This window comes from Mycobacterium sp. P7213, from assembly GCF_900604305.1.
Classification (GTDB): Bacteria; Actinomycetota; Actinomycetes; order Mycobacteriales; family Mycobacteriaceae; genus Mycobacterium.
Map to the genome: position 1 here is coordinate 1 of NZ_UWOA01000058.1, position 26,528 is coordinate 26,528.

25 protein-coding genes, 1 tRNA gene and 2 pseudogenes are annotated in these 26,528 nt (G+C 67.1%); 14 read left to right on the plus strand and 14 right to left on the minus strand.

Going from position 1 to position 26,528, the window contains the following annotated elements:
• A pseudogene (locus tag EJK91_RS18590) lies at positions 1-642 on the plus strand (hypothetical protein); the annotation flags it as partial.
• Here the strand turns inward: EJK91_RS18590 and EJK91_RS18595 are convergent.
• Positions 559-2,010 carry a wax ester/triacylglycerol synthase family O-acyltransferase gene (locus tag EJK91_RS18595; protein ID WP_125079653.1) on the minus strand — a complete coding sequence of 484 codons (1,452 nt, stop codon included), beginning with the start codon at positions 2,008-2,010 and terminating at the stop codon, positions 559-561. The pseudogene EJK91_RS18590 and the gene EJK91_RS18595 sit on opposite strands and share 84 nt — an antisense overlap.
• 135 nt (positions 2,011-2,145) lie before the next feature.
• On the opposite strand from EJK91_RS18595, the gene EJK91_RS18600 reads away from it, so the two are divergent.
• Genes EJK91_RS18600 through EJK91_RS18615 form a run of 4 tightly spaced genes read left to right on the plus strand, consistent with a single transcriptional unit; the run spans position 2,146 to position 5,588 of the window.
• Positions 2,146-3,111, plus strand: a complete 966-nt coding sequence (locus EJK91_RS18600; protein WP_230987248.1) for an alpha/beta hydrolase — start codon at positions 2,146-2,148, stop codon at positions 3,109-3,111.
• Entirely contained in the window at positions 3,102-3,899 is a 798-nt protein-coding gene (locus tag EJK91_RS18605) for an SDR family NAD(P)-dependent oxidoreductase (RefSeq protein ID WP_125079654.1), read from the plus strand. Before EJK91_RS18600 ends, EJK91_RS18605 begins: the two co-directional genes overlap by 10 nt.
• 4 nt (positions 3,900-3,903) lie before the next feature.
• Positions 3,904-4,719, plus strand: coding sequence for a glucose 1-dehydrogenase (locus tag EJK91_RS18610; protein WP_125079655.1), 816 nt, complete (start codon positions 3,904-3,906; stop codon positions 4,717-4,719).
• Positions 4,720-4,727: 8 nt separating this feature from the next.
• Positions 4,728-5,588 carry an alpha/beta fold hydrolase gene (locus tag EJK91_RS18615; protein ID WP_047320538.1) on the plus strand — a complete coding sequence of 287 codons (861 nt, stop codon included), beginning with the start codon at positions 4,728-4,730 and terminating at the stop codon, positions 5,586-5,588.
• Positions 5,589-5,606: 18 nt separating this feature from the next.
• On the opposite strand, the gene EJK91_RS18620 is transcribed toward EJK91_RS18615, so the two are convergent.
• Positions 5,607-5,681: transfer RNA gene (locus EJK91_RS18620), tRNA-Thr, on the minus strand.
• Positions 5,682-5,715: 34 nt separating this feature from the next.
• On the minus strand, positions 5,716-6,459 hold the full coding sequence (locus EJK91_RS18625; RefSeq protein WP_047320537.1) for a hypothetical protein: 744 nt from the start codon (positions 6,457-6,459) through the stop codon (positions 5,716-5,718).
• A 108-nt stretch (positions 6,460-6,567) separates the two neighbouring features.
• Here EJK91_RS18625 and EJK91_RS18630 point away from each other — a divergent pair, with 108 nt between their 5' ends.
• Entirely contained in the window at positions 6,568-7,287 is a 720-nt protein-coding gene (locus EJK91_RS18630) for a response regulator transcription factor (protein ID WP_047320536.1), read from the plus strand.
• Between the two features lie 69 nt (positions 7,288-7,356).
• Positions 7,357-8,814, plus strand: coding sequence for a sensor histidine kinase (locus EJK91_RS18635; RefSeq protein ID WP_047320611.1), 1,458 nt, complete (start codon positions 7,357-7,359; stop codon positions 8,812-8,814).
• A 3-nt stretch (positions 8,815-8,817) separates the two neighbouring features.
• Here EJK91_RS18635 and EJK91_RS18640 read toward each other — a convergent pair whose 3' ends face one another.
• A complete protein-coding gene (locus EJK91_RS18640; protein WP_164518020.1) occupies positions 8,818-9,222 on the minus strand; it encodes an HIT family protein in 405 nt (134 codons plus the stop codon).
• Positions 9,223-9,334: 112 nt separating this feature from the next.
• Between EJK91_RS18640 and EJK91_RS18645 the strand changes: the two genes are divergently transcribed.
• A complete protein-coding gene (locus EJK91_RS18645; RefSeq protein ID WP_125079657.1) occupies positions 9,335-9,865 on the plus strand; it encodes a YceI family protein in 531 nt (176 codons plus the stop codon).
• 139 nt (positions 9,866-10,004) lie between these two features.
• Here the strand turns inward: EJK91_RS18645 and EJK91_RS18650 are convergent, their stop codons facing one another.
• The 10 genes from EJK91_RS18650 to EJK91_RS18695 form a co-directional block, all read right to left on the minus strand.
• Entirely contained in the window at positions 10,005-11,132 is a 1,128-nt protein-coding gene (locus tag EJK91_RS18650) for an NDMA-dependent alcohol dehydrogenase (protein ID WP_125079658.1), read from the minus strand.
• A gap of 133 nt (positions 11,133-11,265) precedes the next feature.
• The gene (locus EJK91_RS18655) at positions 11,266-12,507 is read right to left on the minus strand and encodes a cytochrome P450 (protein WP_047320608.1); all 1,242 of its coding nucleotides are present in this window, start codon (positions 12,505-12,507) and stop codon (positions 11,266-11,268) included.
• 77 nt (positions 12,508-12,584) lie between these two features.
• On the minus strand, positions 12,585-13,325 hold the full coding sequence (locus tag EJK91_RS18660) for a glucose 1-dehydrogenase (protein WP_047320607.1): 741 nt from the start codon (positions 13,323-13,325) through the stop codon (positions 12,585-12,587).
• Positions 13,326-13,368: 43 nt separating this feature from the next.
• Entirely contained in the window at positions 13,369-14,451 is a 1,083-nt protein-coding gene (locus EJK91_RS18665; RefSeq protein ID WP_047320534.1) for an NAD(P)H-dependent amine dehydrogenase family protein, read from the minus strand.
• Between the two features lie 26 nt (positions 14,452-14,477).
• The gene (locus EJK91_RS18670; protein WP_125079659.1) at positions 14,478-15,023 is read right to left on the minus strand and encodes a nuclear transport factor 2 family protein; all 546 of its coding nucleotides are present in this window, start codon (positions 15,021-15,023) and stop codon (positions 14,478-14,480) included.
• A gap of 3 nt (positions 15,024-15,026) precedes the next feature.
• Positions 15,027-15,236, minus strand: coding sequence for a ferredoxin (locus tag EJK91_RS18675; RefSeq protein ID WP_046284264.1), 210 nt, complete (start codon positions 15,234-15,236; stop codon positions 15,027-15,029).
• A gap of 19 nt (positions 15,237-15,255) precedes the next feature.
• The gene (locus EJK91_RS18680) at positions 15,256-16,611 is read right to left on the minus strand and encodes a cytochrome P450 (RefSeq protein WP_046284265.1); all 1,356 of its coding nucleotides are present in this window, start codon (positions 16,609-16,611) and stop codon (positions 15,256-15,258) included.
• A gap of 62 nt (positions 16,612-16,673) precedes the next feature.
• Positions 16,674-17,501 carry an SDR family oxidoreductase gene (locus EJK91_RS18685; RefSeq protein WP_105295457.1) on the minus strand — a complete coding sequence of 276 codons (828 nt, stop codon included), beginning with the start codon at positions 17,499-17,501 and terminating at the stop codon, positions 16,674-16,676.
• Complete coding sequence (locus EJK91_RS18690) at positions 17,502-18,728, minus strand: cytochrome P450 (RefSeq protein ID WP_065153261.1); 1,227 nt, start codon at positions 18,726-18,728, stop codon at positions 17,502-17,504.
• Positions 18,725-19,363 carry a TetR/AcrR family transcriptional regulator gene (locus EJK91_RS18695; RefSeq protein ID WP_046286457.1) on the minus strand — a complete coding sequence of 213 codons (639 nt, stop codon included), beginning with the start codon at positions 19,361-19,363 and terminating at the stop codon, positions 18,725-18,727. Before EJK91_RS18695 ends, EJK91_RS18690 begins: the two co-directional genes overlap by 4 nt.
• A 183-nt stretch (positions 19,364-19,546) precedes the next feature.
• On the opposite strand from EJK91_RS18695, the gene EJK91_RS18700 reads away from it, so the two are divergent.
• The 6 genes and pseudogenes from EJK91_RS18700 to EJK91_RS21925 all read left to right on the plus strand — a co-directional run.
• Positions 19,547-21,016: an aldehyde dehydrogenase gene (locus EJK91_RS18700; RefSeq protein WP_125079660.1), complete on the plus strand. Its 1,470-nt coding sequence runs from the start codon at positions 19,547-19,549 to the stop codon at positions 21,014-21,016.
• A gap of 31 nt (positions 21,017-21,047) precedes the next feature.
• Positions 21,048-21,800 carry an SDR family oxidoreductase gene (locus EJK91_RS18705; protein ID WP_125079661.1) on the plus strand — a complete coding sequence of 251 codons (753 nt, stop codon included), beginning with the start codon at positions 21,048-21,050 and terminating at the stop codon, positions 21,798-21,800.
• A complete protein-coding gene (locus tag EJK91_RS18710) occupies positions 21,797-22,660 on the plus strand; it encodes an NAD(P)-dependent oxidoreductase (RefSeq protein WP_024443859.1) in 864 nt (287 codons plus the stop codon). Before EJK91_RS18705 ends, EJK91_RS18710 begins: the two co-directional genes overlap by 4 nt.
• Positions 22,661-22,670: 10 nt before the next feature.
• Complete coding sequence (locus EJK91_RS18715) at positions 22,671-23,096, plus strand: carboxymuconolactone decarboxylase family protein (protein WP_024443858.1); 426 nt, start codon at positions 22,671-22,673, stop codon at positions 23,094-23,096.
• Positions 23,093-23,968, plus strand: a complete 876-nt coding sequence (locus EJK91_RS18720; protein ID WP_125079662.1) for an SDR family NAD(P)-dependent oxidoreductase — start codon at positions 23,093-23,095, stop codon at positions 23,966-23,968. Before EJK91_RS18715 ends, EJK91_RS18720 begins: the two co-directional genes overlap by 4 nt.
• Before the next feature lie 446 nt (positions 23,969-24,414).
• Positions 24,415-26,528, plus strand: a pseudogene (locus tag EJK91_RS21925) (hypothetical protein); the annotation flags it as partial.

A 26,528-nucleotide genomic window follows, 5' to 3' on the forward strand; every position in this document is an offset into this window, starting at 1 on the left:
CGTCTGCGGGCAGCAGCAGCCAGTCCGCGGTGTCGGCGCTGGTGCGACGTCACCGGCGCCGACACCGCGGACTGGCTGCTGCTGCCCGCAGACGGTGACCGTCTGGTGCTGGTTCCACGCGCCGACGTGACGGTGTCGGCGCCCTCCACACCGGCCGGCATGTCCGGGGCCGGTCTGGCCGACGTGGCGGTCTCGGCGCTGCCGATCGCCGGTGAGCGGGTCTTCGCGACGCGCGACGACGGTGCCGTCGTGGTCACCGGTGCGGCCGCAGCCGCCGCGGTGGCCGGTGCCGCCGACGGACTGTGGCAGGCGCACGTCGCCCAGGTTCGGGAGAAGCTGGCCGCCTCCTACGGCAGCGCGGAGGCCGACGACCTGACGGTGTCGACCCGGCAGGCGGCCCGGGCTGCCGCCGATATCGACGCGGCCACGCTGCAGATCGTCGCGTCGCTGTCCCAGGACCCGCGGGCCGCGGCGCGGGCTCAGCGCCAGGCCGCCGTCCGGGCGCGTGACGCCGCCGACCGCGTGCTGGGCAGCAGCCGCGGCCACGCGCTGGACGCCTCAGACCCGGTCGCCCGCTTGTGGCGTGACGTCCACACCGGATGCCGGCTGGCGCTGCGGCTGCTCGACGACCTCGACCGCTGAGGCCGCACTCGCCAGCTCGGCCAGTGCCGCGGGCAGGCCGTCGGCGATCTGCCAGGGGTCGGGCAGGTGCGCCGCACAGCTCAGCACCCCGATCGTCAGCTGACCCTCATAGCTCCACCCGGTGAAGTTCAACCCCATCGGGAACACCAGCGGGCCTGATGAGATCAATCGTTCGACCGGCGCACCGCCGAAGCAAAGCTGTTGCGGCCCTCGCATATTCGACGCGATCAGGCTGAACGTCGGCCGGTGGGTGGTTCGCTCACCGATCAGCGGCAGGGCGCGCGAGTAGAACCAGAACAGCGGCCAGTACTCCATCCAGTCGTGCTGCAGCCATAGGTCGCGTTCGGCCTGGACCTCGCGGGCGGTCCGAGTCGCCGCGGCGATCGCGCTCAGCCGCTCAAGCGGATCGGCGATGTCGGTGGCCAGCGCGACGTTCCACCGGGCCACCTTGTTGCCCCAGGGGTCGCCCTCCGGCGGGCGCATCGACACCGGCACCACCGCGGTGAGGGCTTCCTCGGTCAGTTCGCCGTGCCGGTCGAGGTAGCCGCGCAACGCCCCACTGCAGACCGCGAGGAACACGTCGTTGACCGTCACGCCGCAGGCCCGAGCGACCTGCTTGATGACGGTCATGTCGCAGCCGCGGAAGGCAAAGCGTCGCTCCGCGGTCAGTGGCGCGTTGAAGCGAGCCCCGGGTGCGGCAAACGCGGCGGCGTAGCCCGGCTTACCGGCGCGGCGGCGCGCCAGGATGACCCGGCTCACCGCGACGGTGCGGGCCACCACCCGCGGCAGGCCGACCGCTGCGGCGAGCTGATGGCGCGCCACCATCGGCAGCCAGTGCCACGGCGCCGGCCGCCGCTCGTCGCGCCGGGGATTCGACGCGGTCATGTCCGTGCCGCAGAGGGCCTCCAGGATGCGCAGCGAGGCCGTCCCGTCGGCGACGGCATGGTGGATCTTCCAGATCAACGCGATCCTGCCGTCGGCCAGGCCGTCGACGTAGAACAGTTGCCAGGCCGGGCGGCTGCGATCGAGCCGGTCGTGGAAGATCGCGTCGATCGCGGTCGCCAGTTCGTGATCACCACCGGGCGCGGCGAGAGTGACCCGCTGGACGTGGTGAGCGACGTCGATGTGAGGCCGGGCCACCCACCAGGGCCGGCCGAGCCGCAACCGGGGCATCAGCAGCTGCCACTGCAGCGGCTCGACCCGCTCGACCAGGGCCGGAACCATGGCCCGGACCGCTTCGAAGGTGAGTGGCTGCTGGCTGTGTTGTCCCTGGCTCGGGTCGAGCACCATCACCTTGATGGTGTGCTGCGGTTGGGCGGCGTTCTCCCACGCCAGAAAGCTGTTGTCCTCGCCGGTCAGGCGCCGCATATGTCGCTCCACTCGCTATCGCAGTGATGTGGTCCGGTTCACTTGTATGCCTGCGGTGTGCCCGGCCCGACACGTTGTCTCACACAGTGGGACATCGGGATTTGCCGGCGGCGCCGACGTCCTACGTTGCGCTGCGTGAGCGATATCGCCTCGATGCAGACCGAGCTGGCCGACCGGATGAGCGCGGCCTTCGCATCCATCGCGGCCGGTGACGGCAACGCGGTCCAGGTGCGGGCCAGCCTGAAAGCCAGCCGGCGCCCGGCCAGACCCGTCCCGGTGGGCTGGGTCGACGAGCGCCACATACCCGGCCCCGCCGGCCCGATGCAGGTGCGCATCTACTTCCCCCTCGACCCGGGCACGCCCCGCGAGAAGCTGCCGGTGCTGGTCTACTTCCACGGCGGCGGCTTCGTGCTGTGCGACCTCGACTCGCACGACTCCTGCTGTCGCCGGCTCGCCAACGGCGTCGGGGCGATCGTGGTGTCGGTCGACTACCGGCTGGCGCCCGAATCGCCGTTCCCCGCCGCGATCGATGACGCCTGGGCGGCCACGCGGTGGGTGGCCGCCCACCTCGCCGAGCTCGGCGGCGATCCGGCGCGGTTGGTGGTCGCCGGTGACAGCGCCGGAGGCAACCTCGCCGCGGTGGTCGCCATGCTCGCCCGGGACCGCGGCGGGCCGGCGATCGCGTTCCAGTTGCTCATCTATCCCGTCGTCGACCAGCGACGCAAGCAGACGCCGGCGTCCGGTGCCCGACCTGCCCCCAACGGGACCCTCACCGCGGCCCACATGCAGTGGTTCACCGAGCAGTACCTGGGCCGCGACGGCGACCGAACCGACGTGCTGGCCTCACCGATCCTCGGTGACTTCACCGGGCTGCCGCCGGCCCACGTCGTCACCGGCGCGTTGGACCCACTGTGTTCCGAGGGCGAGGAGTACGCCCGGCGACTTGAGGACGCGGGTGTTGCGGCCAGCGTCACGCGCTACGCGCAGGGCTTCCACGGCTTCTTCAACCTGGCGGACCATCTGCCCTTCGCCGCTCAGGCCAGCGACGACGTCTGCGCGGTGCTCCGTGCGGCCCTACCGGAAGGATCACCATGCAACTGAGGAACGCTCGGGTCTTGATCACCGGCGCCAGCCGTGGTCTGGGCAGGAGCATCGCCCAGGTGGCAGCCGAGCGTGGCGCCGACGTCGCGCTGGTGGCACGCGATGGTGCGGCCCTGGAGATCCTGGCCAAGGAGCTCGACGGCAAGGCCTACCCGACCGACCTGTCCGACCCCGCGGCCGTGGAGACCTTGATCGAGCGGGTGGAATCCGACGGGCCGGTGGACGTGCTGATCAACAACGCCGGCCTGGACCACGTCGGTCTGCTGCCCGACACCTCGGCGCAGTCGGTGCGAGAAGTGTTGCAGGTCAACCTGGCTGCGCCGATGGAGCTGAGCCGTTCGCTCATGCCGCGGCTGGTGTCTCGCGGTCGGGGCCACATCGTCAACGTGTCGTCGATGGGCGCGCTGAGCATCACGCCGGGCCTCACCCTGTACGGCACCTCGAAGGCCGGTCTGAGCCAGTTCACCCACGGACTGCGCCAGGAACTGCGCGGTACCCCGGTCGGCACCACGCTGGTTCAGCTCGGGTCGGTCAAGACCGACATGATCGACAACATCCGTGAATTCGGCCCGACGCGTCGGGTGATCGAGCGCTTCGAGCGGTGGCGGATGCAGCCGCGGGAAGCACTGGATCCGGTGTTCGTGGCCAATGCGGTCGCCGATGCCGTCGAGCGGCGCCGCAAGTATGTGAACCTGCCGCGTCAGATCGTGGTGACCGCGGCACTCACCGAAATCCCCCGCCGGCTCAGTGAAGTCCTGATCACCGGCCTCGACGTGAAGACGGTCTGAGGAGATGACGTTGGTGGATCTGAAGGGCAAAGTCGCGATCATCACCGGGGCGGCGCGCGGGCAGGGCGCCGCTGAGGCCCGGCTGTTCACCTCGCTGGGCGCTCAAGTGGTGCTGACCGATGTGCTGGAGGAGGGGGAGCGCGTCGCCACCGAACTCGGGGCCCGGTTCGTGCGGCACGACGTCGGGGACGAGGCCGGGTGGGAGACCGTGGTCGAGACTGCGGTCAGCGAGTTCGGGCGGCTGGACGTACTGGTCAACAATGCCGCCATCTGCCAGTCGGTTCCGCTCGTCGAGCAGTCCGCCGCGGGCTTCAAGGCGATGCTGCGGGTCAACCTTATCGGGGCGTTTCTGGGCGTCAAGGCGGTGGTGGAGCCGATGCGGGCGAGCGGCGGAGGGTCGGTGATCAATGTGTCGTCGCAGGCCGGGTTGCAGGGCCTGGCCGGCTACAGCGCCTACGGGGCATCGAAGTGGGGACTGCGCGGCATGACAAAGGTCGCTGCAATCGAGTTGGGGCCCTACGGAATTCGAGTCAATTCGGTGCATCCCGGCATGATCGACACCCCGATGGTCGCGCATCTGGGCATCCGGCCCGGCCCGGGCCGGCATCCGGCAGCGCCGCTGACCCGCATCGGAATGCCCTCCGAAGTCGCCGACGTGGTCGCCTTCTTGGCCTCGGACGCCTCGGCGTATATGACCGGAGCCGAGTTGGCCGTCGACGGCGGGGCCAGCGCGGGCAAGGTACCGACCCCGACCCCGACCCCGGCACCGCGACGGGCAGCGTCCGGCGTTAGCGTGTCTAAAGAGTTTCGGGATCTTTGAGGAGACACATGCCGGCCGAGTTGAGCCACGACGAGACCCTGCGCGAGGTGACCACCGAGCAAGGGGTCCTGCGCTACCACGAAGCCGGTGACGGACCGACGCTGCTGATGCTGCACGGCTCTGGGCCGGGTGTGACCGGATGGCGCAACTACCGTGGCGTGCTGCCCGCCTTCGCCGAGCACTTCCGCTGCCTGGTGCTGGAATTCCCGGGGTTCGGGGTCAGCGACGACTTCGGCGGGCATCCCATGGTGACCGCGTTCGGCGCGGTGCCGGCCTTCGCCGAAGCGCTGGGGCTGGACCAGTTCAGCATCGTGGGCAACTCGATGGGCGGCGGCGTCGGCATCGGCTACGCGATCGGCAACCCCGACAAGGTGAGCAGGCTGGTGACCATCGGCGGCATCGGCACCAACCTGCTCAGCCCGGGACCGGCCGAGGGCATCCGGTTGCTGCAGGACTTTGTCGACAACCCCAGCCGCGACGCACTGGTGCGCTGGCTGCACTCGATGGTCTACGACCCGTCGGTGATCACCGAAGAACTGATCGAGGAGCGGTGGGCACTGGCCACCGACCCCGACACCCTGGCCAGCGCCCGGCGGATGTACGGCAAGGAAGCCTTCGCAGGCATGGTGAAGATGATGCAGGCGTCCAAGGGGCCGCTGCCGTGGGCGATGATGCACCGGCTGAAGGCGCCGACACTGGTCACCTGGGGCCGCGACGACCGGGTCAGCCCGCTGGACATGGCGCTGATCCCGATGCGGACTATTCCCAACGCCGAGGTGCACGTGTTCCCCAACTGTGGGCACTGGACCATGATCGAGGCCAAGGACGCCTTTACCCGCGTGGTGCTGGAGTACCTGACCCGCGACTAGTCAGCGCTTGGTCAGTGGTGGAGCCCCCTGTCAGGATTGAACTGACGACCTGCGCTTTACAAGAGCGCTGCTCTGCCACTGAGCTAAGGAGGCGGGTCTAGCGCTGCCAGCTTAGCGGCCAGCGGCCTCAACTCTGGGGATCGGTCGGGTCCTGGTCGATCACCCGTTGGGAGCGCACCGTCCGCGGCGAAGAGCGCCGGCTGGACCGGCGCGGCAGCAGCGGGATGCGTTCGGCGATGTTGCTCAGCGGATTGACCACCAGCGTCAGCGCGATCACCGCTTCCTGCAGGGTCTCGATCGCCGGCTCCAGAGCCTCCATGCCGGGGGCCAGCCGCCCCAGGGTGTCGGCGAGACCGGCGAGCTGCTCCAGGGGCCCGTTACGGGCCGTCAGCTTGTCGATCAGCCCGCCCTCGGACAGCAACCGGTCGGCCAACCCGTCCTCGGACAGCAGTCGTTCGATCAGCCCGTCTTCGTCGGTCAGCTGATCGACCAGGCCGCCGGGCTGCAGGGCCCGCTGCAGCCCGCCGCCCTCGGCGGTGAGCCGGTCAACGACCCCGCCTGGTCCGGTCAGCTGGTCGACCAGGCCGCCCGGAGCCAGCAGCCGGTCTACCGGGCCGCCCGGTGCCAGCGCACGCCCCAGCGGTGCGTCGTCGTCCATCAACTTGGCCAGCCGGTTAGCCCTGGCGATGGTGTCGTCCAAGCCCAGCATGTGCGCCATGGAGCTGTTCGAGCCCTGCTTACCGGCCTCGCCGAGGGCCTGGCGGGCCAGCCCGAGCGCCGTCGTGGCGACGCCGAGACTGGCGTCGGCGATCGACAGACCGATGCGCGCCGGAGCGGTGGACACGGCAATCAGCTGTTTGACCAGGCTCACCAGGCCAGTCTAGGGGTCGTTCGGAGCGGGTATCAGCTAGTTTGATTGACAACAAACGTACAGCCAATATCCAGGTCATTTTCACCAGGCCGCGAGGGAATTGACGCTATGGGAGCAACAGCCGCGCAAGACGCCGCACCGGAGGCCCGAGTTCTCGTCGTCGATGACGAGACAAACATCGTCGAACTGTTGTCGGTCAGCCTGAAATTCCAGGGGTTCGAGGTCTACACGGCCTCCAGCGGGCCGGCGGCGCTGGACCGCGCGCGCGAGGTCCGGCCGGACGCGGTGATCCTCGACGTGATGATGCCGGGCATGGACGGATTCGGGGTGCTGCGCCGGCTGCGCGCCGACGGCATCGACGCGCCGGCGCTGTTCTTGACCGCCCGCGACTCACTGCAGGACAAGATCACCGGGCTGACGCTGGGCGGCGACGACTACGTGACCAAGCCGTTCAGCTTGGAGGAGGTGGTGGCCCGGCTGCGCGTCATTCTGCGTCGGGCGGGCAAGGGCGCCCAGGAACCGCGCAACTCGCGGCTGACGTTCGCCGACATCGAACTCGACGAGGACACCCACGAAGTGTGGAAGTCCGGCCAACCGGTGTCGTTGTCGCCCACCGAGTTCACCTTGCTGCGGTACTTTGTGATCAATGCCGGCACGGTGCTGAGCAAGCCGAAGATCCTCGACCACGTCTGGCGCTACGACTTCGGCGGCGACGTGAACGTGGTGGAGTCCTATGTCTCCTACCTCCGGCGCAAGATCGACACCGGCGAAAAGCGCCTCCTGCACACGCTGCGCGGGGTGGGTTATGTGTTGCGCGAGCCGCGATGAGAGCAAACCGCGACGAACGACTGTGGCCGGTGAAGGCCGGAAACGGGTTATAGGTCGACGCATATGGGGATGGTCAAACCCCTTCGGGACATCTTGCCGCTGAAAGTCAGCCTGGTCGCCGCGACCCTGGCCATGGTTGCCATCGGGTTGCTGGCGCAGGGCTACGCCGTGACCACGATTTTGCGGCACCGTCTGATCGGCAGGATCGACGCCACGCTCATCGACGCCGCCCACGGCTGGGCCCTGGAACAGCGCGGGCGGCTGCCGTCGAGGGAGGGGGAGGACCCCAATCCCGGTCGGCCGCCGACCAGCTTCTACGTCCGCGACGTCGACCCCGACGGCAGCATCTGGACCGTCGTCAATGACCAGAACGCCGAGCCGTTGCTGCCGCCGGACAACGACGTGGGATCGGTGCCGATCACGATCGGCTCGGTCGACGGGTCGGGCGTGCAGTGGCGGGCGTTGTCGGTGCACGGCGAGAACGGCAGGCTGATCACCGTGGCCAGGGACCTGTCCGATCCTCGGGCCACGCTGCGCTACCTGGCCTGGTGGCGGGTGACGATCGGCGTCGGGGTGCTGTTGGTACTGGGCGCCGCCGGCTATGTGGTGGTCAACCGCAGCCTGCGGCCGCTGGCAGAGGTCGAACGGACCGCGGCGGCCATCGCCGCCGGTCAGTTGGACAGCCGTGTGCCTGAACGTGATCCACGTACCGAAGTCGGACGGCTCACGTTGGCGCTCAACGGCATGTTGGCGCAGATCCAGGAGGCGGTGGCCTCCTCGGCGGCCTCGGCCGAGAGTGCACGCATCTCCGAAGAGCGGATGCGGCGGTTCATCACCGATGCCAGCCACGAGCTGCGCACCCCGCTGACCACGATTCGCGGCTTCGCCGAGCTGTACCGGCAGGGTGCGGCCCGCGATGTGGAGTTGTTGATGTCGCGCATCGAAAGCGAAGCCCGCCGGATGGGTCTGCTCGTCGAGGACCTGCTGCTGTTGGCCAGAACCGATGCTCAGCGTCCGCTGGAGCGGCACTGGGTCGACCTGTTGGTGTTGGCCACCGACGCGGTGCACGACGCCCGGGCCACCGCACCGAATCGCGCCGTCGAACTCGAGGTCTTCGACGGCCCGGGAACCCCGGAGGTGCTCGGTGACGAAGCCCGGCTGCGGCAGGTGCTGAGCAATCTGGTCTCCAATGCGCTGCAACACACTCCGGACGGGACCGCGATCACCGTGCGGGTCGGCACGGAGGGCGACGACGCGATCCTCGAGGTCGTCGACCAGGGCCCCGGAATGAGCGAGCAGGATGTGGAGCGGGTTTTCGAGCGGTTCTTCCGGACCGACTCGTCGCGGGCGCGGGCCAGCGGTGGCACCGGATTGGGGCTGTCGATCGTTGACTCGCTGACCCGGGCGCACCACGGCTCCGTGACCGTCAGCTCTCCGCCGGGTCAGGGTTGCACGTTCCGGGTCTCGCTGCCGCGTCTTGCCGACACCTCGGCTCGCTCCGCCGAGCTGCCCGCTGAGATCGTCTGAGCCTCAGCCTAGTTCGGCCAGGGCGGCCTTGATCTTGGCCTGCGCCTCGTCCAGCGATTCCGCTGACGGGTTGCGATCCACACCGGCGAAGCCGAAGTCGGACAGGCTGCGGGTCGGAAAGACGTGGACATGCAGGTGCGGAACTTCCAGGCCGGCGATGATCACGCCCGCGCGCTCGGTGTCGAACGCTCGGCACACCGCTTTGCCGATCTTCTGCGTCACCGCCATCACCTGGGCGAAGACGGCGCCGTCGATGTCCTGCCACTGGTCGATCTCGGCGCGGGGCACCACCAGCGTGTGGCCCTGGGTCATCGGCTCGATGGTCAAGAAGGCGACGACGTCGTCGTCCTCGTAGACGAACCGACCCGGCAGCTCCCGGTTGATGATTTTGGTGAACACGGTGGTCATGGGGTTCAGCATATGCGCCGAGTGCCAGATTAAACGGGCGCTGCTGCGTATTATCGAGGACGAGCTGATACCCATCGTGCGGGCTTGCTACGCCGGAGGCGGAGGAGATGAGATGTCATCTGTCGCAACATTTCTCAGCAGTCCTAAAGCAGTCGGAACCTGGAATCTGGATCCTGGGCAGTCCAGCATCCGATTCGAGAACGGGACCATGTGGGGCGCGCTGAAAGTTCGGGGCGCGTTCACCGAATTCACCGGCAGCGGCGAGATCAAGGACGACAAGACGGTGTCCGGCAGGGTCGATATCAAGGCCGCCTCGATCAACACCGGCTTGGGCACCCGTGACCACGACCTGCGCCGATCGAACTTCTTCAACACCGACCATTACCCCGACATCACCGTCGTGGTCAGCGGTGGGGAGCCGGCCGGCGGCGATGTCGCCCGGCTGGACGCCGAACTGACCGTCAAGGGCATCACCGGACCGTTGCCGCTGAAGGTCGAGGTGGCACCACTCGACGACGGCGGTGTACGACTGACCACCGAGACCACCGTCACCCGTAAACAGTTCGCTGTGGAAGGGAACTTTCTGGGCATGGTCGGCAACAAGACCAAGCTCAAGGCCAGTCTGGTGTTCCGGCCCGCCTAATCTTTCGTTGACTCTGCGCTGAGGGCGGGTGCTTCTCGCACTTCTTCGCCCTCAGCGCAGAGCTAACTGGTACGCGGCGCCGCCGCGCTACCGATCCGCTGTGCTGTAACGCGGACCCGCTTCGCCCGGCTCCGCCGCGCTAGCGGTCCGCGTCGGTGTAGCGGATGATGCCGCGAATGTTCTTGCCGTCCAGCATGTCCTGATAGCCCTCGTTGATCTGCTCCAGCTTGTACTGGCGGGTGACCATGTCGTCCAGGTTCAGCTTGCCGACCTTGTACATCGACAGCAGCTGCGGGATGTCGTACTGCGGGTTTCCGCCGCCGAAGATGGTGCCCTGCAGGTTCTTCTGCAGCAACGTCAGCATCGCCAGGTTGAGCGTGACCTGGTTCTCCAGCATGGACCCCATCGCGGTGAGCACGCAGGTGCCGCCCTTGGCGGTCAAGATCATGTAGTTGTCGACGTCGGCGCCGTGCACCTCGCCGACGGTGACGATCACCTTGCGGGCCATCAGGCCGGCGGTGACCTCCATCATGCCGCCCATCGCGGCGAAGATGTCCGGGTAGACGTGGGTGGCACCGAACTTCAGCGCCTGGTCGCGCTTCCAGTCCACCGGGTCGATGACGAAGATGTTGCGGGCGCCGGCGTTGACCGCGCCCTGCAATGCCGACATACCCACCCCGCCGACACCGACGATCGCGACGTCTTCGCCCGGGCGGATGTCGGCGCTGCGGACAGCCGAACCGTAGCCGGTGGTGACACCGCAGCCGACCAAGCACGCCACCTCGAACGGAATCGACGGGTCGATCTTCACCACCGAGGACTTGTGCACCACCATCCACGGCGAGAACGTGCCGAGCAGTGTCATCGGGTAGACGCCCTGGCCGCGCGCGGTGACGCGGAAGGTGCCGTCGCTGACCGCCACCCCGTTGAGCAGGCCGGCGCCCAGGTCGCACAGGTTACGCAGTCCGGACTGACAGGTCGGACAGCTGCCGCAGGACGGGATGAAGGACAGCACCACGTGGTCGCCGGGGGCGATGTCCTCCACGCCGGGGCCGACTTCGGTGACGATGCCGGCGCCCTCGTGTCCGCCGAGGACCGGGAAGCCGGCCATGGGGATGCTGCCGGTCATCAGGTGGTGGTCGGAGTGGCACATGCCCGCCGCCTCCATCTGAATCTTGACCTCGTCTTTCTGGGGGTCACCGATCTCGATCTCCTCGACCGACCACGGTTTGTTGAACTCCCAGAGCAACGCACCCTTTGTCTTCACCGCAAACCTGCTTTCCTCTTGAATTTCCGGACGTCCGGCAGTCCCCTGCTCGGAGCCTATAGCCCGCTACCGGGCGGCGGGAAGGTTCTTTCGAACCCCCGCGCCCACACCGCCTGGCCGCGCCGCCGACGGCTCAGCCGTGGTAGGCGACCTGCAGATCCTTGACACCGTTGATCCAGCCGGACCGCAGTCGTTGCGGTTCGGCCAGCTTCGCGATATCCGGGAGCTGGTTGGCGATTTCGTCGAAAATCAGCCGGATCTCCATCCGGGCCAAGTTGGCGCCGATGCAGTAGTGGGTGCCCTGCCCGCCGAACGCCAGGTGCGGGTTGGGGTCGCGCAGGATGTCGAAACTGAACGGCCGGTCGAAGACCTCTTCGTCGTAGTTGGCCGAGCTGTAGAACAACCCGACCCGCTGCCCTTTGCCGATGGCCACCCCGCCGATCTCGGTGTCGACCTTGGCGGTGCGCTGGAAGCAGTGCACCGGGGTTGCCCAGCGCACGATCTCGTCGACAGCGGTCTCGGGCCGCTGCCGCTTGTAGAGCTCCCACTGATCGGGGTTCTCCGCGAACGCGTTGATGCCGTGCGTCATGGCGTTGCGGGTGGTCTCGTTGCCCGCCACCGCCAGCAGGATGACGAAGAACGCGAACTCGGTTTCGCCGAGCGATTCGCCGTCGATGTCAGCCTGGACGAGGCGGGTGACGATGTCGTCGGCCGGGCAGCGCCGCCGCTGCTCGGCCATGGTGTAGGCATAGCCCATCAACTCGGCGTTGGCCATCGCCGGATCGGAGTCGAAATCCGGGTCATCGGTGTTCATGATCGAGTTGGTCCAGTGAAACAGCTTCTCCCGATCGGCCTCGGGAACCCCGAGCAGGTCGGCGATCGCCAGCAGCGGTAGTCGCATCGCGATGTCGTCGACGAAATTGCCGCTGTCCTTCTCGGCCGCCGCGGCGACGATCTCGCGGGCCGACTGGGCCAGTTTCTCCTCCAGCGCAGCGACGGACCGCGGCGTGAACAGCCGCGACACCAACTTGCGCAGCCGAGTGTGCTCGGGCGGGTCGTGGTTGATCAACAACGCTTTGGTCAAGTCCAACTGGTCGGCGGTGATGCCGTCGGGCAGCCGCATGACCGCACCCTTGGCATTGGTCGACCACACGTCGTTGTCGCGTGAGATCTCTTTGATGTGTTGGTGTTTGCTGATGACCCAGTAGCCGCCGTCGTCAAAGATGTTGCTGTGCGACGGCTGTTCGTTCCACCAGACCGGTGCCGTCTTGCGCAGCTCGGCGAACTCCGTGATCGGCATGCCGTGCAGCAGGACATCCGGGTCGGTGAAGTCGAAACCTGAACCGAACGGACAAGCTGATTGCGTTGATGTCAAGACGAACACCTTTGGTTGTCGCTGGAACACGAACCTCGCTCGGACATACACATGATGGCTAGGTGTATGACCAGGTGTCAACCGGTCTTGTGCGGAACATCGGTGACCAGACCGCCGTCCATGACGAACTCCGAGCCCGTGGCGTAGGAGGACTCGTCACTGGCCAAAAACACCACAAAGGTGGCGACTTCCTCGGATGTGCCGGGCCGGCCCAGCGGGATCGTCACCATGTCCTCGGGTAGATGCTCGGTCATCGGGGTACGGATGAAACCGGGGTGCAGCGAGTTGACCCGAATGTTGTGGCGCGCCAGTTCGAGAGCGGCGGATTTCGTCAGTCCGCGCACCGCCCATTTCGAGGCCACGTAGGGGTGCACCATCGGGGCCCCGCGCAGACCCTCGATCGATGACACATTGATGATGGACCCGCCGCCGGCGGCGATCATCGAATCGATGGAGGCCCGCATTCCCAGGAATGTGCCGTTGAGGTTCACGTCGATGACGTTGTGCCACTGGTCCAGATCGAACTTGCGCAGCGGCCCCAGCGCGACGGTCCCGGCATTGTTGACCAATACGTTCAGCTTCCCGAACGTCTCAACCGCGGTTGTCACCGCGGCAGTCCACTGCTCCGGGTCCCGGACGTCGAGATGCACATACCGCGCGGCGTCACCGAGTTCCGCCGCGAGCGCTGCGCCTTCGGTGTCCAGCACGTCGCCGATGACCACTTTGGCGCCCTCGCCGACCAACATCCGGGCGTCCGCCGCGCCCATGCCGCGTGCGCCCCCGCTGATCAGAGCTACCTTTCCGTCTACACGCCCCATCCGCATTCCGCCTTTCAGTCCAATGGTGGTTGTCTTCGGTGCCTCAGTCGCCGGTTCCCGCGATGACGGCAGGCGCGCCGACCAACGGCAGATCGAGGGTCGTGACGATGCCCGCCGGTGCTGCGACCACGGCAGGAATCGCGTTGACGACACGGCCCACACCAACGGCGATCGCGGCGTAGTTGTGATCACCGTGCCGGCTGGTCGGGCAGATATCGACGGCGTAGGACGGTTCGCCGGTGATCTCCAGCCGATAGGAGCCACCCGGCTGTGCCGGCTGCGCCCAGTCCGGCCGCAGGTCGCTGCGCAGCCGGGTGACGTGCTCGACCACGATCAGCGGCTTGCCGTCGACGATGCCGTTGATCTCGAATTTGAGTGCGGCGACACCGCCCTGGGGGATATGTCCGGCGGCGATATCGAAGGCCTCCGGGGCGGGTTCGCGTTCGCTGGCGTCGGTGATGGCATCCAACGTCACCCCCAGGCCGGCGGCCAGCTCGCGGATCGTCGCACCCCACGCGATGCTCAAGATGCCGGGCTGCAACAGCATCGGCACCTCGTCGAGGGAATTACCGAAGCCCATCACGTCGAACATGACTTCGGCCCCGTCGTAGGTCGCGTAGTCGGCGATCTCCAGGCAGCGGATCTGCTCGATGCGCTCGCAGGTGCTGGCGAATGCCAGCGGCACCAGATCAGTCACGAAGCCGGGATCGACACCGTTGACGTAGACCGTCGAATTGCCCTGTCGGGCCGCGTCTTCGATAGGCGCGATGAACTTATCCGGGATGACGCCCCAGGGATATTGCAGCACGCCCGGGGCGGTCCCAATGACGTTGATGCCGGCGGCCAACAGTCGGCAGACGTCCTTGAGCGCGTTGGGCAGCCGGGTGTCGCCCATCGCGCAGTAGACCGCGGCCTCGGGCAAGGCGGCGATGATCGCCTCGAAGTCGTCGGTGGCGGCGATGCCGGTGTGGACGTCGAGACCGGCGAGCTCGCCGGCATCTTGGCCCACCTTGGCTGCTGTCGAGACCCACACGCCGGTGAGCTCATAGGCGGGATTGGTGATCAGCCCGCGCAGGGCGATGCGCCCGGCATTGCCGGTGCCGATCAGGGCGACGCGTATGGCCACGAGTTCTCCTGGAAGTGAGTTGTGTTCTACCAGAGGGGAACCGGAGACTTGCCCAGCGGGTAGTAGCCGGGGAGCTTCTCGCCGGCCAGGCTGCGCTCGATGCGCTTCTGCATTCCGCTGGAGAGCTTGCCGGCGGTCATCAGATCCAGGTAGAGCTTCTGGACGTGACCGAAGTCGAAGAAGTCACGCTGCCACTCGATCTTGGCCTCGGCGTTCAGTCGAAACCAGCTGCCGCCGATGCCGTAGATCTCCGACTGGGCACCGTCGGCGTCGGTCGCGACCTGCTTCCAGAAGCCGACGATCTCGCCCTGCTTGTCGTCGATGAGCACCTTTTGGTAGGGGTACTGCCAGTTGTCCAGCCCTTCCATCTCCAGACCCAGTGCGATGTCGCGGATCTCGTCGATCCCGACGCACATGACGTCCTCTTTCGGGCCGATGTTCCAGCCGTAGGTGGCGTCATCGGCGTAGAAGTCGGCCAGCGGTCGCCAGTCGCCGGCCGCTTCGGCGTCGCGGTTGGCCTGCAACCAGCGCTCGACCCAGTTGTCGAGCTGTTCGCGGGAAAAAGAGGGCATAGTTCAATCCTGTTTCTCTTCAATGGACAACGCTCGGGTGGGACAAGACCGTACGGCTGCCTGGATCTGGCGGCGGTCGGAGTCGGGTGGTTCGGAGTCGAGAATCTCGACTTTGCCGTGCTTGGGCACCTGGAAGTAGTCGGGCGCCTCCAGTTCGCACATCGCGTGGCCCTGGCACAGGTCCAGGTCCACCTTCACTGTGTAGCTACCCATTTCAGCGCTCCCTCGGCTTCTACTTGCTGCGCCGGCGGTAGCGCACCTTGGCCGGGCGGGCCAGTTGCACCACCATCTTGGAATGGTCGTTGCGGTAGGTCTCCGGCGGCTGTGACATCTCGAACTCGTACTCGCGCAGCAGAACCGAGAAGATCGCCTTGATCTGCATGGTGGCGAAAGCCGCCCCCACGCAGCGGTGCCGACCGGCCCCGAACGGGATCCACGTCCAGCGGTGGATGACGTCTTCTTCGCGCGGTTCGTTGTAGCGCTCCGGCACGAAGTCGTTGGGCTCGGGGAAGTTCTCCGGAATCCGGTTGGAGACCGCCGGCGAAGCCGCCACCATGTCGCCTTCGTGGATCGGGTAGCCGCAGACCTCGAACTCGCCCTTGGCAACCCGCATCAGAATTATCAGCGGCGGATGCATGCGCAGGGTCTCTTTGAGCACGTTCTCTAGGTTCGGAATCTGGCGCAGCGCATGGAAACTCACCTCGCCACCGTCGGCGTACAGCTCGTCCAGTTCTTTGATCACCGCGGCGTGAGCCTCCGGGTGGCGCAGCATCTCGATCAGCGTCCATGCGCTGGTTCCCGAGCTGGTGTGATGCCCGGCGAACATCATCGAGATGATGATCCCGGTGATCTCGTCGGCGGAGAACCGCGGGTTGCCGTTCTCGTCCGGGATCGACACCATGACGTCGATCATGTCCCGGCGCTTCTTGTCGGACTCCGGGTTGGCCAGTCGGCCGTTCATGATGCCCTGCACCAGTTCGACCAGCTTGACGCGGGCCTCGTCGCGGCGACGGAAGCTCTCGATCGGCAGGTACGGGTCGACGTAGCACAGCGGGTCGGTGCCGTTCTCCAGTTCGTAGTACAGCTGGGCGAATCGGTTGTCGAGTTCTTCGCGGAACTTCCGTCCGATCAGGCACGCGGTCGAGGTGTAGATGGTCAGCTCGGCGAAGAACTCCAGCAGGTCGATTTCACCCTCGTCGCCCCAGTCGGCGATCATCTGGCGTACTTCGTGCTCGATGGTGCTGGCGTGACGCTTCATGTGTTCGCCGCGAAGTGCGGTGTTGTGCAACATCTCCGCGCGTCGCTCCGGCGGAGCGTCGAACACGACGCCGTTGCCGAAGATCGGGGTCATGAACGGGTAGGCCGCGGCTTGGTCGAGCTCGTCGTCGGTGGAGCGGAAGAAGAACTCGTTGGCTTCGGCGCCGGTCAGCAGCACCACCTTGCGCCCGGCCAGGTCGAACCAGCCGACGTCGCCGCATTCGTCGCGCACGCGCTGCATCAACGCGATCGGGTCGGTGCGGAATTCTTCGAGGTGGCCGTGCTCGGCCTCGCCCCCGGAGACCCGGGGAACCTCAGTGGCTAGCGCCATTGGCGCCACTCCTCCTCCGCCAGCTACGCGAGCTCCGCTGGCGGCATCGTCGATGTCGCGGCTCATTTCGGCATTCCTTCCTCGCCCAGTTGCAGGTTCTGGCGATCGGAGTCGGTGTCGCGCAGCGGGGCCTCCGGCTGCACCTCCATGTCGACGATGTGCGCGCCGCGCGGAGTTTCGGCGACGAATGCGATGGCGCGAGCCAGGTCTTGCGGCCGAAGGAAGTAGCTGTGCCGAGCCTGGCCCCACTTGGCCCAGTCCTCGAGCATCGGACCCACCTGCTCGGCGGACAGCTTCCAGCCCATCTCGGTCAGGGTCGGACCGGGGTGGACGATGGAAGCGCGTACTCCGGTGCCCTCCAACTCCATCCGCAGGTTGTGCACCATCGCGACCAGCGCGGCCTTGGCCGCGCCGTAGGCGCCCATGTGCGGACGCTGCTGCAATGCCACGTCGGAGCCGACGAAGATCACGTCGCCGCGTTGGCGGGCGACCATGTCCGGCAGCACCGCGGTGGCCAGCCGGTTGGCGCCGATCAGATGTACCTGGATCTGGTCGTTGAACGCCTCGGTGGGCAGCTCGTGAATGCGTCCGGGGAACATGTCGCCGGCACCGGAGACCAGCAACTCGATCTCGCCCAACGCATCGATGCTGGACGCCACAAAGGATTTCACGGAGTCGGCGTCGGTGACGTCGAGCGGGAACGCGACCGCCTCGCCGCCGTTGTCCCGGATCTTGCTGACCAGGTCGGCGAGTTTGTCGGTACGTCGGGCACCGAGTGCGACGGGGAATCCGCGGCGCGCCAATTCTTCTGCGGTGGCGGCGCCGATACCGGAGGATGCGCCAGTGACGATGGCGGGCCGCCGGTCCGGGGACGGGTCGAAACGTGGCATTTATGCCTCCTTGACGGTGATCGGGAGGTCGGCGAAGCCGCGCACGTTGGATGAATGCACCCGCACGGCGTTGGCCTCGTCGACCTGGTAGTCGCTGATCCGGCTGAAAAGTTCGTCGAGCGCCACCCGGGCCTCCATCCGGGCCAGATGTGCGCCGAGGCAGAAGTGGGCGCCGCTGCCGAAACTGAGCAGCTTGGAACCGATGTCGCGTCCGATCCGGAAGGCGTCGGGGTCGTCGAAGACCCGCTCGTCACGGTTTCCGGAACCGGGCAACAACAGCACCACCGAGTCGGCCGGAATGGTGGTGCCGTGCAGCGTGTAGTCCTCCGCGACGGTGCGGGCCAGGATCTGGCTCGGGGTGTCGTAGCGCAGGGTCTCCTCGACCCACAGCGGGATCCGGGAGCGGTCGGCGAACACCGACGTCAGCTGGTCGCGGTTGCGATGGCCCCAGTAGACGGAGCTGCCGAGCAGCTTGGTGGTGGTCTCGTTGCCGGCGATCACCATCAAGAACAAGAACGCCAGGATCTCCTGGTCGCCAAGCCGGTCGCCGTCGACCTCGGTCTCCAGCAGTGCGGACGTGAGGTTGTCTGCCGGGTTCTTCTTGAAGTCGGCGATCATCGCGTTGTAGTAGGTCATCAGATCTACCGACGCCTGGATCGCCGACTGGGGCACATCGGTCACCCCGTCTTCGCGGTGCAGCACCCCGTCGGCGAGCTCCCGGATGCGGGCCCGGTCGGCCTCCGGCACACCCATCAGCTCGGAGATGACGTCCATCGGCAGCTTGCCGGCGAAGTCATTGATGAAGTCGAACGAGCAGGTGCCGTCGGAGCCCGGTTGGATCGCGTTGTCCAGATGCTGGCGCGCCAGCCGAACCACCTGGGGTTCGAGCTCGCGGATCCGGCGCGGGGTGAAGCCCTTGGATACCAGGGTGCGAAGCCGCAGGTGCTGCGGATCGTCCATCGCCAAGAACGACATCACCAGCTGGGCATGGGGGCCGCGGGAGACGGGGTCCAGCGATACCCCGTCCCGGTTGGACAGCGCTTCGCTGTTGCGGAACCCGTGCAGCACGTCCTGGTGACGTGAGATCGCCCAGAAATCGAGCTCTTCGTTGCGGTACACCGGGGCCTCGTCGCGCAGCCGCCGGTAGTAGGGGAACGGGTCCTCGTGGAAGTCGTAGTCGTAGGGGTTGAGGACCGGTGGCTTGGAAGTCTCCGTTTGCAGGCTCATCGTGGTGCTCCTGATTCGAGGATCAGGCTGACGACGTAGGCCAGCCGATCGGTGATCTGGTGGTAGGTGAAAGCGCCGCTGCCGGCGTTGACCAGAGCGCCGAAGAAGGTCATCTCCAGGGCAGAGACCTTCTGGGGGTCCGCGTCCGGGCCGAACGCCGAGACGATGCGGCGGTGGATCTCCGCGCCGATCCGGTCGCGCACCGTGCGGACCGCTGGGTCGCTGTTGCCGCTGAGCAGTGCCGCCGTGCAGGCCGCCGCGACCTCGGGCTCGTCGGCGACCACCAGTGCCAGGTGCCGCAGCGCCTGGTTGACCCGACTCGGCATCGGCTCGTTGACGTCGGTGAAGTACGGGACCTGACGAACCAGGTCCAGATACACCTCGGCGATCAGATGGTTCTTGGAGGAGAAGTAGGTGTAGGCGGTCGCCGGGGCGACCTTGGCTCGCGCAGCGACGGCGCGCACGGTCAGGTCTGCGTAGGACTTCTCCCGCAGCATTTCGACGCCCGCGCGCAACACCTTGCGGAAGGTCTCCTCCTGGCGCCGGTTCCGGGGAGCGGGTGTGGCGCCAGGAGTTGCGGGGTCGGGAAAGGCAGCGTTCGTCGATGTGACTGCCGCCACCGATTCGCTGGACACGTGTCCAACGTAGCTGAAGGTGGATTTGTTAGGCAAGTCCCCTGGGAAACAACGGTTTCAGGCCAAGAGGGTTGCGGGGGCGCCAACTCTGGGTCTAGGGTTCGAGCCGGTGATAACGGACATGTGTCCATTTTCGCAGTGTTTCTTCAAGGGGGACTGCGACCAAGCTGCGGGAGTGAGACGATGGCGCTACTGGCTGACGGCGTGAGCCGGCTGCTTATCGACGGCAAGCTGACCTCGGGCGGAGCCGGCGGCTTCGCCACAATCAACCCGGCCACCGAAGAGGTGCTCGGTGAGGCGGCCAATGCCGACGCCGCCGACATGGATCGCGCGATCGGCGCAGCGCGCCGGGCATTCGACGAGACCGACTGGTCGACCAACACCGAACTGCGGGTGCGCTGCGTACGTCAGTTGCGAGACGCGATGCTCGAGCATGTCGAGGAGCTTCGCGATCTGACGATCGCCGACGTGGGCGCGCCCCGGATGCTGACCGCCGGCGCGCAGTTGGAAGGGCCGATCAACGACCTCAGTTTCGCCGCGGACACCGCCGAAAACTACGAGTGGACACAGGATCTCGGCCAGGCCGCGCCGATGGGCATCCCCACGCGACGCTCCGTGGTGCGCGAGGCGGTGGGCGTCGTCGGCGCCATCACCCCGTGGAACTTCCCGCACCAGATCAACCTGGCCAAGCTGGGCCCGGCGCTGGCCGCGGGCAACACCGTCGTGCTCAAACCCGCCCCCGATACTCCGTGGGTCGCCGCGGTGCTCGGAGAGCTGATCGCGGAGAAGACCGACATTCCGCCGGGCGTGGTCAACATCGTCACCTCGACCGACCACGCGCTGGGTGCCACGCTCGCCAAAGACCCACGGGTGGACTTGGTTTCGTTCACCGGATCGACCGCCACCGGTCGTAGCGTGATGGCCGACGCCGCTGCCACCATCAAGAAGGTGTTCCTGGAGTTGGGTGGAAAATCCGCCTTCCTGGTGCTCGACGATGCCGACCTGGCCGCGGCCTGCTCGGTCGCCGGATTCTCGGTCTGCCTGCACGCCGGGCAGGGCTGCGCGATCACCACGCGACTGGTGGTGCCCCGGGCCCGCTACGACGAAGCGGTCGCCATCGCGGCCGGCACCATGGGCTCGATCAAGGCCGGGGACCCGTCCAAGCCCGGCACCATCTGCGGCCCGGTGATCTCGGCTCGCCAGCGCGACCGGGTGCAGAGCTACCTGGATCTCGCGATCACCGAGGGCGGCAACTTCGCCTGCGGCGGCGGTCGCCCCGCGGACCAGCCCGCCGGCTTCTTCATCGAACCCACCGTGATCGCTGGGCTGACCAACGAGGCGCGGGTGGCCCGCGAAGAGATCTTCGGCCCCGTGCTCACCGTGATCGCGCATGACGGCGACGACGACGCGGTGCGCATCGCCAACGACTCGCCCTACGGGTTGTCCGCCACCGTCTACGGCGCCGACGCCGAGCGGGCGGCGGGAGTGGCGGCCCGACTGCGGGCCGGCACCGTCAACGTCAACGGTGGGGTCTGGTACTCCGCGGACATGCCGTTCGGCGGGTACAAGCAGTCCGGCAATGGCCGCGAGATGGGCATCGCCGGGTTCGAGGAGTACCTCGAAACCAAAGCCATTGCGACAGCAGCGAACTAACGACCAACACCGGATCAAGGAGAACAAGCAGATGGGTCAATTCGACGACAAGGTGGCTATCGTCACCGGCTCCGGTGGCGGAATCGGGCAGGCCTACGCCCAGGCCCTCGCCGCCGACGGTGCCGCGGTAGTGGTCGCTGACATCAACATCGACGGCGCGAAGACGGTGGCCGACCAGATCGTCGCCGATGGCGGCAAGGCGATCGCGGTGCGCGTCGATGTCTCAGACCTGGAGTCGGCGCACGCAATGGCGGCTGCGGCCGTGGCCGAGTTCGGCGGAATCGACTACCTGGTCAACAATGCCGCGATCTTCGGCGGGATGAAGCTCGACGGCCTGCTTACCGTGCCGTGGGACTACTACGAGAACTTCATGCGGGTGAACCTGAACGGCGCACTGATCTGCACGCGGGTCGTCTACGAGCAGATGGCCAAGCGGGGCGGCGGTGCGATCGTCAACCAGTCCTCCACCGCGGCATGGGTGTACTCGAACTTCTACGGTCTGGCCAAGGTCGGGGTTAACGGTCTGACTCAGCAGCTCTCCCGTGAGCTGGGCTGGCGCAACATCCGGATCAACGCGATCGCACCCGGCCCGATCGACACCGAGGCCAACCGGGTCACCACCCCGCAGGCCATCGTGAAACAGATGGTCCAGCAGCTGCCGCTGGCCCGGATGGGTACGCCGGAGGACCTCGTCCCGATGTGTCTGTTCCTGCTCTCGGACCAGGCGTCGTGGATCACCGGCCAGATCTTCAACGTTGACGGCGGACAGATCATCCGCTCATGAGCAGCCCGGAACAACAGCCGCGCCTTGGCTACATCGGCCTCGGCAACATGGGTGCACCGATGGCCAAGCGTTTGGTCGACTGGCCCGGTGGCGTCACGATATTCGACCTGCGGACCGAGGCGATGACGCCACTGGCCGAGGCCGGAGCCAGGGTCGCCGGCAGCGTCGCGGAAGTCGGGGCGAACGCCGACATCATCAGCATCACGGTGCTCGACGACGCCCAAGTCCGGCAAGTGGTCGCCGAACTGGTGCCCGCGGTGAAGCCGGGTGCCGTCATCGCGATCCACTCGACAATCGCCGACACCACGGCCGCTGAGCTGGCCGAGGAACTGAAGCCGCAGGGCATTCATGTCATCGACGCACCGGTCAGCGGTGGTGCGGGTGCGGCCGAGAAAGGCGACCTGGCAACCATGGTCGGTGCCGATCGCGCGGTCTACGAGCAGATCAAGCCGGCATTCAAGCAGTGGGCGTCGTTGGTGATCCATGCCGGGGCGCCCGGTGCCGGAACGCGGATGAAGCTGGCGCGCAACATGTTGACGTTCACTGCCTACGCAGCGGCCGGTGAAGCGATGAAATTGGCCGAGGCGGCCGGACTCGATCTGCAGGCGCTGGGCCGGGTGGTGCGTCACACCGATGCGCTCACCGGTGGACCCGGCGCGATCATGCTGCTGGACTCGACCGCACCGCTTCCGGCGGACCACTTCCTCTACAACGCCTTTACTCACACCCGGGGACTCGGCGAGAAAGACCTCAGCCTGGCACTGGGATTGGGACAGACCACCGGCGTCGACCTTCCGCTTGCCCAGGTGGCGCTCGCCGAACTCGCCGCCGGTCTGGGTGTGCCGCACTCCAAGGACTAGGAGAGATCAGATGGACGAACTGCGCCGTACCGGGCTGGCCAAGATGAACGAGGTCTACGCCTGGGACATGCCCGACATGCCGGGCGAGTACTTTGCGCTCACCGCCGATCACCTGTTCGGCCGGATCTGGAGCCGGCCGGGGCTTTCCATGCGCGACAAGCGCCTGATGACGCTGACGGTGGTCACCGCGGTGGGGGAGAAGGACCTCGCCGAGATCCAGGTCAACGCCGCGCTGCACAACGGCGAACTGACCGAGGACGAGCTGCGCGAGATGGCCATCTTCATCACCCACTACGTCGGCTTCCCACGTGGATCCGGGTTGAACGCCGTGGTGGAGAAGGTGATTGCCAAGCGCAACAGGGCCGCCGCCGAGGGCAAGGGCGAGGACAAGAAGGCCAATGTCGCAGCCGTTCTGGATAAGCAGAAGGGCGAGTGACCGAGACCCTGCTCGCCGCGCGGGGCGCCGTCGTGGTCGGTGGTAGCCGCGGCATCGGCCGGGCGGTAGCTGAACTGTTGGCGGCGTGCGGTGCCGGAGTGGTGGTCAACGGCCGGGATCCCGAGGCGGTGGCAGAGACGGTGGGCGCGATCACCGGTTCGGGTGGGCGGGCCGTCGGCCTGGCCGGTGCGGCGCATGTCGAGGCGACGGCCGTGGCGCTGGTCCAGGCCTGTCGGGAGGAATACGGCAGCGTCGACGTGCTGATCAACTGCGCCGGCGTCGCCGAGCCCCCCGGATCCTCGATCCTGTCGGTGTCCACCGAGCAGTTCCACGATCTGCTCGACGCACACTTGGGCACGGCTTTCCAGACCTGCCGGGCGGCCGCGCCGATCATGGTCGAGCAGTGCCGCGGCTCGATCGTCAACAGCGGATCGGTGGCATTTCTGGGCGACTACGGCGGCACCGGATATCCCGCCGGCAAGGGCGCGATCAACGGCCTGACCGTGGCGGTGGCCGCGGAACTCGCCCCCTACGGGGTGCGGGCGAACGTCGTCTGTCCCGGCGCGAAGACCCGGTTGTCCACCGGAGATGACTATGAGAAACACATCCGAGACCTGAACGCCAGAGGTCTGTTGGATGAGATCAGCATGCGGGCTTCGCTGGATCCGGCCCCCGCCGAGTACGTCGCGCCGCTGTACGCCTACCTGGCCAGTGACCTGTCTGCTGGGGTCAGCGGATCGGTGTTCCTGGCCTCGGGCGGTTTTCTCGGCCGCTTCGAGCGGCCCATCCCCGCGGTGCTCGGATACCGCGATCACCAGCGCTTTTCACCCTGGGCCGTCGACGAACTGCACACCATGGTGGCAACCCGCTGACACGACGGAGACGTCGACGACGGCTTGGGAGCGCCACCTAAATCCGGCGACGGCACAGAGGGCATCAAAAGTAGACGAGCGTCGCGATTGAGCGACCGGGTTAGGTCTCAAAAACTGGTCGGGCTACGGTTCCGACGGGGGATCGGCCGCTGCCGGCGATGGCGCCTGTCGGAAAAGTCGATGTTTCCATTAGCAATCCTATGGTTAAGTTCACTTTCTATGTCCATTGTGATGGACTTCATCAACTTTGTGAACGCGACCTGGCGTTCTAGGGCTATTTCGATCGCTCTCTTTCCGCGACAGGAAACTTCTCTCCAGTTTCGAGTGGCGGGCCGCGCTACTCGTCGGTAGCTTCCGCCTGAGCGGAGCCTGTCCGCATCCTCAGGTTGAGGACACGCCGATCCGGGAGCAAGTAGGACGTGACTCGTCAGCACAGCAGCAAGCGCATGGGTCGATCGAAGGGCCAGCAGGTATGCGGCGACGTGGTTCGTTCGTCTGGTGGGCGCGTGGTGCGGCGGCGTGTGGTGGGTGCGTCGAGTGTGGTGGCGGCGTTTTTGGCGTTTGGGGTTGGTCCGGCGCCGACGGCGTCTGCGGATTTTGAGGATTTGTTCGATCCGGTGTTCTGGTCGGGACTGTCGGATGGCACTACGTCTGCCGAGGTGTGGTCGGGGTGGTTCGCCGACCCGGGTGCGGCCGATGCGGGGTTCATTTATGACGTGTTTGAGCAGTTCGATCTGGCGGTGGCGACGTTTTATCACGAGCAGTTGTACCTGCCGCTGTACACCCTGACGCAGGACTTTATTGCTGGTAATGAGCAGTTTTTGGATCTGATCAACCAGCCGTGGGTGGACTTGTTCGGGCGGGAGTTGATCGGCAATGGGGTCGATGGGTTCTCCGGGTCTAACGAGTCGCTGTTCGGTTCGTTGGGGTGGTTCGGCAATCTGGGCGATGGCGGGTTTTTGTTCGGTGATGGTGGTGCCGGGGCTGAGGGTGTGGCCGGTATTGCTGGTGGTGCTGGTGGTGTGGGTGGCGCTGCGGGCATGTTCGGCAATGGTGGTGTCGGCGGTAGCGGTGTCGAGGGTGGCGATGGTGGCGCCGGTGGTGTGGGCGGTTGGCTGTTCGGTGATGGTGGTGCCGGTGGCGCGGGTGGTGCCTCGATCGATGCGTTGGTGGCCGGTGGTAATGGGGGTGCCGGCGGTGATGTGATCAGCCTGCTGGGTTTCGGTGGCGCCGGCGGTGCCGGGGGCGCGGGTGCGGTCGGTGCGGCCGGTGCGGCTGGTCTGGACGGGGTGCTGGGTGCGCTCAACGGCACGGCTGGCGCCGACGGGCTCGTCGGTGGCTTGGGTGGCAATGGTGGTGCCGGGGGTGCTGCCGGATTCGTGCTGGGCATCGGTGGTTTGGGTGGCGCCGGTGGCGTGGGCGGCACCGGAGGTGTCGGCGGTGAAGGCGGCGCCGGTGGGGTGAGCCTCGATGATGTGGGCGGCAATGGTGGCGCCGGGGGTTTGGGCGGTGATGGTGGCGCCGGCGGCCGTGGTGGTGTCGGTGGTGTGGGTGGGCACTTCGGTGCTGCCGGTCATGGTGGTGTGGGCGGCAATGCCGGTTGGGCCGGTGATGGTGGCGCCGGTGGTCTCGGTGGTGATGGCGCCCTCGGTGGCGGTGATGGTGGCGATGGTGGCGCCGGCGGACAGATCGGCACGCTCGTCGGTGCTGGCGGGGCTGCGGGTGAGAAGTTCATGGCCTGGATGTGGGGCAACGCCGGGCGCCCCGGTGCCGACGGGCAGGTGCCGGTCGGGATCAGCGGCAACGGCGGTGTCGGCGGCGCCGGCGGCAACGGCACCGGCCTGTTGGCCACTGGTGACGGTGCCTCCGGCGGCAACGGTGGTGTCGGTGGTGATGGTGGCGCGCACGGCAACGGCGCCTCAGGTGGCGTCGGCGGAAACGGCATTGCGGGTGCAGTCGGTGCGGATGCCACCCTGGTCGGCGGCTCCGGGGTCTCCGGCGGCGCCGGCGGCCATGGTGGTGCCGGTGGTGCCGGTGGTTCGGGCGGTTCGGTTATCGGCAACGCCGGCAGTGGTGGCGCAGGTGGTAAGGGCGCAGCCGGGGGTACTGGTGGTTCCGGTGCCGACGGTGCCGACGGTGCCGCGGGGACGTTCGCTGATGGTGGCGACGGCAATGGTGGGGCCGGCGGTAACGCCGGCTCTGGTGGTGCGGGCGGCAATGGTGGTGCCGGTGGTGTGGCCGGTAGTGCCACCAACGGTGCCGCCGGCATCACCGGTTCCGGCGGTGCCGCCGGGGAGGGCGGCAATGCCGGAATCGCAGGCGCGGGTGGTGCGGGTGCGGCTGGTACCGCGGAGCGCCCCGACGCCGGCAATGGTGGTGCCGGTGGTGCCGGTGGCGACTTCGGTGCCGGCGGGACCGGTGGCAGCGACGGCGATGGCACCGGTCAGGGCGCCGACGGGTTGGATGGGGCGGCCACCGTCGGGGGCAACGGGGGTCTCGGCGGTGATGGCTTCTTGGGCACCAATGGTGTCGCGGGCAGCATTGATGGCACCGGCGGTGG

Bases quoted from the DNA above. Each gene is read 5' to 3' on its own strand.
- EJK91_RS18595 (WP_125079653.1), bottom strand. From the start codon at position 2,010: ATGCGGCGCCTGACCGGCGAGGACAACAGCTTTCTGGCGTGGGAGAAC.
- EJK91_RS18605 (WP_125079654.1), top strand. From the start codon at position 3,102: ATGCAACTGAGGAACGCTCGGGTCTTGATCACCGGCGCCAGCCGTGGT.
- EJK91_RS18610 (WP_125079655.1), top strand. From the start codon at position 3,904: ATGACGTTGGTGGATCTGAAGGGCAAAGTCGCGATCATCACCGGGGCG.
- EJK91_RS18615 (WP_047320538.1), top strand. From the start codon at position 4,728: ATGCCGGCCGAGTTGAGCCACGACGAGACCCTGCGCGAGGTGACCACC.
- EJK91_RS18630 (WP_047320536.1), top strand. From the start codon at position 6,568: ATGGGAGCAACAGCCGCGCAAGACGCCGCACCGGAGGCCCGAGTTCTC.
- EJK91_RS18635 (WP_047320611.1), top strand. From the start codon at position 7,357: ATGGTCAAACCCCTTCGGGACATCTTGCCGCTGAAAGTCAGCCTGGTC.
- EJK91_RS18640 (WP_164518020.1), bottom strand. From the start codon at position 9,222: ATGACCACCGTGTTCACCAAAATCATCAACCGGGAGCTGCCGGGTCGG.
- EJK91_RS18645 (WP_125079657.1), top strand. From the start codon at position 9,335: ATGTCATCTGTCGCAACATTTCTCAGCAGTCCTAAAGCAGTCGGAACC.
- EJK91_RS18660 (WP_047320607.1), bottom strand. From the start codon at position 13,325: ATGGGGCGTGTAGACGGAAAGGTAGCTCTGATCAGCGGGGGCGCACGC.
- EJK91_RS18670 (WP_125079659.1), bottom strand. From the start codon at position 15,023: ATGCCCTCTTTTTCCCGCGAACAGCTCGACAACTGGGTCGAGCGCTGG.
- EJK91_RS18675 (WP_046284264.1), bottom strand. From the start codon at position 15,236: ATGGGTAGCTACACAGTGAAGGTGGACCTGGACCTGTGCCAGGGCCAC.
- EJK91_RS18680 (WP_046284265.1), bottom strand. From the start codon at position 16,611: ATGGCGCTAGCCACTGAGGTTCCCCGGGTCTCCGGGGGCGAGGCCGAG.
- EJK91_RS18685 (WP_105295457.1), bottom strand. From the start codon at position 17,501: ATGCCACGTTTCGACCCGTCCCCGGACCGGCGGCCCGCCATCGTCACT.
- EJK91_RS18690 (WP_065153261.1), bottom strand. From the start codon at position 18,728: ATGAGCCTGCAAACGGAGACTTCCAAGCCACCGGTCCTCAACCCCTAC.
- EJK91_RS18700 (WP_125079660.1), top strand. From the start codon at position 19,547: ATGGCGCTACTGGCTGACGGCGTGAGCCGGCTGCTTATCGACGGCAAG.
- EJK91_RS18705 (WP_125079661.1), top strand. From the start codon at position 21,048: ATGGGTCAATTCGACGACAAGGTGGCTATCGTCACCGGCTCCGGTGGC.
- EJK91_RS18710 (WP_024443859.1), top strand. From the start codon at position 21,797: ATGAGCAGCCCGGAACAACAGCCGCGCCTTGGCTACATCGGCCTCGGC.
- EJK91_RS18715 (WP_024443858.1), top strand. From the start codon at position 22,671: ATGGACGAACTGCGCCGTACCGGGCTGGCCAAGATGAACGAGGTCTAC.